The organism is Mesorhizobium sp. M7A.F.Ca.CA.003.01.2.1 (genome assembly GCF_003998945.1).
GTDB lineage: Bacteria > Pseudomonadota > Alphaproteobacteria > Rhizobiales > Rhizobiaceae > Mesorhizobium > Mesorhizobium ciceri.
Map to the genome: position 1 here is coordinate 1 of NZ_RZRA01000300.1, position 5,657 is coordinate 5,657.

The following is a 5,657-nucleotide window of genomic DNA, read 5'->3' on the forward strand; positions in this document are numbered from 1 at the left end:
AACCAGTGCCAGCCGTCATGCGGCAAGGAAAACGAAAACGGCAGCAGGGGCAACAGCAGCAGCGCCGGCGCCAGCGCCGAAAACAGGATGAGGCTCTCCGATGTCTCGGTCGCCGACATGCGGCGCGTCATGATGACGTAGAAGCAGTTCGACAGCATCGAGCCGAGCGCGAAGAGATGTCCGATGCCGAACACGCCGACGCCCGGTCGGGTGATGATGAGGACGCCGGCAAAGGCCGCCAGGATGGCCAGCCAGCGCCGCCAGCCCGCCCACTCGCCAAGCAGCGGACCGGCCAGCGCCGTGATCACCATCGGCCCAAAGAAATAGATCGAGGTTGTCTCGGCCAGTTGCAGGGATTTGAGCGCCAGGACATTGAATATGGTCGATCCGAACAGGAAAGCCCCGCGCAGGATATGCGCAGGCAGGTTGATCGGGCGAAACCGCATGGGTTGGCGCCAGCCGCGCAACAGGGTGCCGACCAGGATGACATGCACGGCAAAGCGCACCCAGGCAACGACCAGCACGGAAATGCCGGCGAGGACGAGGTATTTGCTTGATGTGTCGAGGAAGGTGAAGCAGACGTAAGTGGAAAGCATGCACAGGATCGCCACCGGGGGCGTCGCGCTTTCTACATGTCTTTGGGGAGCACTCACTTGCAGGCCGGGTGGGAGCTGGGCTGGACCCACCTTTGCGGGAATTGCCGGCTCCCGGCAAGCCAATTGTCGGCTGTCGCCACGCCAAAGCCGGCTGGCACAACAAGTGTCGGCGGCAGGCTTAGTCGATGCCTCTGAAGCTACGGGTGCATACGGGCGCCCTTGGTGATCTTGTCGACCAGCTTCTTGTCGGCGCGAAGCGCGATCCCGACCGCCTTGGCGTCTTCAGGCGCAAATTCGGCGAAGACGGCGCGGTTGGCCGCGTCAAAGCCGGTCGAAAACATCTCCTCGACATAGAGCGAGGTGGTCACGCCGCGCTCCAATGTGCGCCGGTGGATCGTGCCCAGCGTGGCCTGGTCGGCGGACAAAACGATGACCGGCTGGATCGACAGCGGGTTATAGAGATTGCCGGCGCGGTCGCGATAGGGTTCACCGATGATATCGGAAAACTGCGCGACGATGCCGCTGGTCAGGAAGGCGGTGACGTTGAGTTTCTGCCAGACCGCCAGATCTTCCCTGAGCACGATTGCAAATTTCGTATCGAACATGAGACATTGGCCATTCGGTTTGTGCCCCAATGCGAGGCTTAAGGAGACGATGTCGCACGATCTAGACAGCCAGGCCTTCGAGGGTCTTGGACGTTTGTGCATCGATGCGGCGGAAAACCGTATTATCTCCGCCCCCGATCCCGCAGGCATGGAGCGGATCGAGGCACGCTTCCATGGCAGCGCGTTCGACCTGCATCGCCACGACACCTATGCGATCGGGGTAACGCTGCACGGTGTGCAGACGTTTCGCTATCTTGGTGCTGCGCGTCACAGCCTTCCAGGCCAGATCATCGTGCTACACCCCGACGAACTGCATGACGGCGGCGCCGGCACCGAGGACGGCCTGCGCTACCGAATGCTCTATTTGGAGCCGTCGCTGATGCTCGACTGCCTCGGCGGCGCTTCGCTGCCTTTTGTGAGGGATGGCGTGGTGACGGACGCCGCCTTTTGCGCAACGCTGCTTTCGGCGCTGGGGCCGCTGGAGCAGGAACTCGACGACCTGTTCGTCGACGATTTCCTGGTCCAACTGATGCAAAGCCTGACCCGGCATGGTGGCCAGCCGGCAAAGCCGATGACCAGGACGGCGTGGCGGGCGGCTGCACTGGCGCGCGACTATCTCACGGAAAACCTGACCCGGCCGGTGCGCTCCGGCGAACTGGAAGCCATAACCGGGCTCGACCGCTATGCCTTGTCACGGCATTTCCGCGCGGCGTTCTCGACCAGTCCGCATCGCTTCCTGGTGATGCGCCGGCTTCAGCGTGCGCGGCGGATGATCGCCGCCGGCGAACCGTTGGCGCAGATCGCGGTCGAAGCCGGCTTCAGCGACCAGAGCCATTTCATCAGGCAGTTCAAGAAGGCGTTCGGCATGACACCGGGACGCTGGTCGTCGCTGATCCAGGGCTCTGCCGCGGCGGCTTGATCGCCTGCCGCGACAATCCGCCGGTCAGTCGTCCGACTCGGCGTCGTCGTCGATGAGCACCAATTCCTCGTTCGAGAGGTTGGCCTCGATGCGGGCAAGCAGTTTGAACAGCGACTTCTGGTCCTTCTTGTCGAGGCCCTTCAGCGCCTGCTTTTCGGTCTTCTTCACCGATTTCTCGATGGCGTGGATGATGTCGCGGCCTGTATCGGTGAGAAAGATGTGGGCCTGGCGGGCATCGGCTTCAGAAGCGCGCTTCTCCAGGAACCCCTGGGCCTGCAGCCGGTTGATGGTCTTGGTGATCGTCGGCGGGCGCACGCCGAGACGTCCGGCAAGATTGCCCGGCGTCTGGCCGTCCTCACGGTCGAGCGCCAGCATGATCTGGTCCTGGCCGGCATAGAAGCCGTGCGCCAGAAGCCGGGCAGCCAGCGCCGTCCTTGCCAGCCTTGCCGCGGAATGCAGCCGGCTCATTGTCGCAGTCTTGTCCGCCTTGGCCATGGTCTTCCCTCTTCGGCCGTACCGGTGCGGGCAGCATAGAGGCAGCCGGCCGGTTGGCAATCGACGATCAAAAAGATTCCGGTGCTTCAAACAGCTTTGCCGGCAAGCATTGTGGTGTCCGCCGTGGCTAATGCCAGATGTTTATTTCAGTTAGATGACAAACGAATTCGTGACCGGAGTTTTCGCCGCTGACAAGGTGCGTGAGGGAACGCTCAGCCGGACTTCACCGCCACGATCATCAGCGCCTGATAGGCATCCTCCAACTCGCGCAGCGCAGCCTGCGATTGCGATCCGGCCCGCCTGGCGATGCCGTCATCGGCATTTGAAGTGTCGCGCTTGCCGGGCCGGTCATTGTAGGGCGCGACAGAGGTGAAGATCTGCTCGCTGAGGCTGTCGGGGAAAAACAACTGGCCGGTCATCACCGACCTGTCGTCGGGGAAGACCTTGAAATGGATGTGGGTGGTGCGGCCGCGATACCAGCCGGGATAGATCGTGGCGAAGGAGACGATGCCGCTTGCATCGGTTTTCTGCCAACCACGCAGGAAGGTCTGGCCCGACGTGTCGACGTCGCGGCCGTCACCCTGTCCGGGATAGCCGGAATAGGCGCCCTGCGCGTCGCAATGCCAGATATCGACGCGGGCGCCGGCAAGTGGGCGGCAGTCCACGTCGACAACCTGCAGCCGGACGTCAAGGGCAATACCTTTCTTGCCTTCGGTGACATCGGCACGTTCGAGTTTCGGGTCGAAATAGAACGGTCCCTCGGTCACTTCAGGCGTAATGGTGCAGACACCGGCGCCGTTTTCGAACAAGGCCAGTCCGGCATAGGGTGAAGCCTGGGCAGCCGAAGATTGAGCGGCCATTGCCGAGGCCGGCAGGAAGGCACCACCTCCGGCGGTGACCGCGATCAACCCGAGCGCCTGGCGCCGGCTCAATGAGAAGGAGGATGGCTTGCCGGACATATCTTGCCTCTCAAATTGACCTTCCGCATCCCGAGCTAGGCAATCACAGCGGCTTTCGCCAGTCAAAATCCGGTATTGTAGCAAGCCGGTTTGGCCCATCGGTTTGCCCCGTGCAAAAGCCCGGCACACATCCTATATGGAACCGACAATCCCTTTTGAGGGCCGGATCTTTTGCGGCCCAGCACTTTCGAGGCAAGCCATGAGCGACGCACAGACGCAAATCCCCGTAACCGTTCTCACCGGCTATCTCGGCGCCGGCAAGACGACGCTGCTCAACCGCATCCTGTCGGAAAACCACGGCAAGCGCTACGCCGTCATCGTCAACGAGTTCGGTGAAATCGGCATCGACAACGATCTGATCGTGGAATCCGACGAGGAAATCTACGAGATGAACAATGGCTGCATCTGCTGCACGGTGCGCGGCGACCTGATCCGTGTCGTCGAGGGCCTGATGCGCCGCCCCGGCCGCTTCGACGCCATCGTCGTCGAGACCACCGGGCTCGCCGATCCGGTGCCGGTGGCGCAGACCTTCTTCATGGACGACGATGTGCGCTCCAAGACCAGGCTTGACGCGGTGGTGGCGCTGGTCGACGCCAAGCACCTGCCGTTGCGGCTCAAGGATTCCAAGGAAGCCGAGGACCAGATCGCCTTCGCCGACGTCGTCGTGCTCAACAAGACCGACCTCGTCACGTCAGAAGAACTCGCCAAGGTCGAGGCAACGATCCGCGCCATCAATCCGGCGGCAAAGATCCATCGTACCACCCGCGCCGGCGTTGACCTGACCGAAGTACTCGACCGCGGCGCTTTCGATCTGTCCCGGGCACTGGAAAACGATCCGCACTTCCTCGAGGCGCATGACGATCACGATCATCATGACCACGACGGCCACGATCACCACCACCATGATCATGACGGGCACGACCACCACCATCACGCGCATGCTTCGGACATTCATGACGTGACGGTGCAATCGGTGTCGCTGCGCGGCGGCGAGATGGATCCGAAGAAATTCTTCCCCTGGATCGAGAAGATCACCCAGATGGAAGGCCCCAACATCCTGCGGCTGAAAGGCATCATCGCGCTCAAGGGCGACGACGAGCGCTATGTCATCCAGGGCGTGCACATGATCATCGAAGGCGACCACCAGCGCGCCTGGAAAGACGGCGAAAAGCACGAGAGCCGGCTGGTGTTCATCGGCAGGGAACTCGACGCCGAGCGGCTGAAGAAGAGTTTTGACGCCTGCCAGGCGGCTTGATTTCCAAGCCTTATAACGCTAGCGCTGCCCCTTCTGTCCTTCTCCCCTTGTGGGAGAAGGTGGCCGTGCGAAGCTCGGTCGGATGAGGGGTGCTCCAGCTGGGCACCGACGGCGATCCGTCCAACACCCCTCAACCGTCTCGGCGCTGCGCGCCGATCCACCTTCTCCCACAAGGGGAGAAGGTTGGCGCCACACCCGGCCGCGCTGGCGACTTCCCGGGGATGGCAACAAACTTCATTGGAATGGTTCCCTGATGCCCACAGTCGCCCCCCTAGACCTCGAAGGCCATTGCATCGCCGCCGCCTTTCTCGGCGACGTGCCGCATTTCGCGATGGCCGACGGCGCCATCCATCGGCTCGACCATGGCCACAAGACGGTTCAGGCCAATGACGGGCTGCTCGCCGCCTTCCATGATGCGGCCAATGACCGGCTGATCACCGGCGGCGAGGACGGCAAGGTGTTTGCCGTGAAAACGGGCGGCGAGGCCACGGAATTGGCAAGCGCGGCCAGGAAGTGGATCACCAGCGTTGCCGCCGGGCCGCAAGGCGCCATCGCCTATGCCTCAGGCAAGACTGCCTTCGTGCGCTTCGCCGACGGCAAGACCAGGGAATTCGTCCATCCGCGTTCGGTGGAGGGGCTGGCCTTCTCGCCCAAGGGCATGCGCTTCGGCGTCGCCCGCTACAATGGCGCGACGCTGCATTTCCCGGCCGCCGAGGGCAAGCCGGTGGAACTCGAATGGGCCGGCGCCCATACCGGCATCACCTTCTCGCCGGATGGCGCCTTCCTCGTCACCACCATGCAAGAAAACGCATTGCACGGGTGGAAGCT

The 5,657-nt window shown here is 62.6% G+C and carries 7 protein-coding genes; 3 read left to right on the forward strand and 4 right to left on the reverse strand.

What is annotated here, in order from left to right; genetic code table 11:
- Together EN969_RS14200 and EN969_RS14205 are read right to left on the reverse strand one after the other, a co-directional pair.
- The coding region (locus tag EN969_RS14200; RefSeq protein ID WP_164758250.1) for a DMT family transporter at positions 1-596 on the reverse strand (596 nt) is incomplete at its 3' end.
- 197 nt (positions 597-793) lie between these two features.
- Positions 794-1,201, reverse strand: a complete 408-nt coding sequence (locus EN969_RS14205) for a DUF2000 family protein (protein WP_013528221.1) — start codon at positions 1,199-1,201, stop codon at positions 794-796.
- 49 nt (positions 1,202-1,250) lie between these two features.
- On the opposite strand from EN969_RS14205, the gene EN969_RS14210 reads away from it, so the two are divergent.
- Complete coding sequence (locus tag EN969_RS14210; RefSeq protein WP_027164197.1) at positions 1,251-2,120, forward strand: AraC family transcriptional regulator; 870 nt, start codon at positions 1,251-1,253, stop codon at positions 2,118-2,120.
- A 24-nt stretch (positions 2,121-2,144) separates the two neighbouring features.
- Here the strand turns inward: EN969_RS14210 and EN969_RS14215 are convergent, their stop codons facing one another.
- A complete protein-coding gene (locus EN969_RS14215; protein WP_013528223.1) occupies positions 2,145-2,615 on the reverse strand; it encodes a MarR family winged helix-turn-helix transcriptional regulator in 471 nt (156 codons plus the stop codon).
- 212 nt (positions 2,616-2,827) lie between these two features.
- Positions 2,828-3,574: an intradiol ring-cleavage dioxygenase gene (locus EN969_RS14220; RefSeq protein WP_063169833.1), complete on the reverse strand. Its 747-nt coding sequence runs from the start codon at positions 3,572-3,574 to the stop codon at positions 2,828-2,830.
- 199 nt (positions 3,575-3,773) lie between these two features.
- Here EN969_RS14220 and EN969_RS14225 point away from each other — a divergent pair, with 199 nt between their 5' ends.
- Together EN969_RS14225 and EN969_RS14230 are read left to right on the forward strand one after the other, a co-directional pair.
- The gene (locus EN969_RS14225; RefSeq protein WP_063169832.1) at positions 3,774-4,829 is read left to right on the forward strand and encodes a GTP-binding protein; all 1,056 of its coding nucleotides are present in this window, start codon (positions 3,774-3,776) and stop codon (positions 4,827-4,829) included.
- A 253-nt stretch (positions 4,830-5,082) separates the two neighbouring features.
- Positions 5,083-5,657 (forward strand): WD40 repeat domain-containing protein (locus tag EN969_RS14230; RefSeq protein ID WP_164758251.1); only part of this gene is annotated, 575 nt, incomplete at its 3' end.

Coding starts and splice junctions, on each gene's coding strand:
- EN969_RS14205 (WP_013528221.1), bottom strand. CDS start 1,201: ATGTTCGATACGAAATTTGCAATCGTGCTCAGGGAAGATCTGGCGGTC.
- EN969_RS14210 (WP_027164197.1), top strand. CDS start 1,251: ATGTCGCACGATCTAGACAGCCAGGCCTTCGAGGGTCTTGGACGTTTG.
- EN969_RS14215 (WP_013528223.1), bottom strand. CDS start 2,615: ATGGCCAAGGCGGACAAGACTGCGACAATGAGCCGGCTGCATTCCGCG.
- EN969_RS14220 (WP_063169833.1), bottom strand. CDS start 3,574: ATGTCCGGCAAGCCATCCTCCTTCTCATTGAGCCGGCGCCAGGCGCTC.
- EN969_RS14225 (WP_063169832.1), top strand. CDS start 3,774: ATGAGCGACGCACAGACGCAAATCCCCGTAACCGTTCTCACCGGCTAT.